Genomic DNA, 857 nt, shown 5'->3' with positions numbered 1-857 from the left:
CCAGTGAGCGGTCAGGCAGAGCCTGGTTCAACCGTGACTGTGACTTATCCTGATGGCACCACTGCAACAGTGGTAGCTGGAACAGATGGTAGCTGGTCAGTACCAAACCCGGGTAACCTGGTGGATGGCGATACAGTGACTGCAACAGCAACTGACCCTGCAGGCAACACTTCATTGCCAGGTACAGGCACAGTTTCAGCAGACATCACAGCACCTGTGGTTGCGCTGGATGACGTGTTGACGAATGACAGCACACCAGCACTTACTGGTACAGTGAACGATCCGACAGCCACTGTAGTTGTCAATGTGGATGGCGTTGACTATCCGGCAGTGAACAATGGTGACGGCACCTGGACGCTTGCAGACAATACACTTCCAACACTCGCAGACGGTCCACACACCATTACCGTGACTGCAACAGATGCAGCAGGTAACGTAGGTAACGATACTGCAGTGGTGACCATTGATACGGTTGCACCAAATGCACCGGTGCTTGATCCGATCAATGCAACAGACCCAGTGAGCGGTCAGGCAGAGCCTGGTTCAACCGTGACTGTGACTTATCCTGATGGCACCACTGCAACAGTGGTAGCTGGAACAGATGGTAGCTGGTCAGTACCAAACCCGGGTAACCTGGTGGATGGCGATACAGTGACTGCAACAGCAACTGACCCTGCAGGCAACACTTCATTGCCAGGTACAGGCACAGTTTCAGCAGACATCACAGCACCTGTGGTTGCGCTGGATGACGTGTTGACGAATGACAGCACACCAGCACTCACTGGTACAGTGAACGATCCGACAGCCACTGTAGTTGTCAATGTGGATGGCGTTGACTATCCGGCAGTGAACAATGG

General features: G+C 53.4%; 1 protein-coding gene. It reads left to right on the top strand.

Translation table 11 applies throughout. From position 1 onward, the window contains the following. A partial coding sequence (locus AC6BYQ_RS28460) for an Ig-like domain-containing protein (protein ID WP_498057924.1) occupies nt 1-857 on the top strand: 857 nt, incomplete at both ends.

It is taken from the genome of Serratia sp. LTN-2 (genome assembly GCF_059740205.1).
The sequence above is the reverse complement of the archived record's forward strand: the minus strand, read 5'-3'. Positions and strand labels throughout refer to the sequence as shown.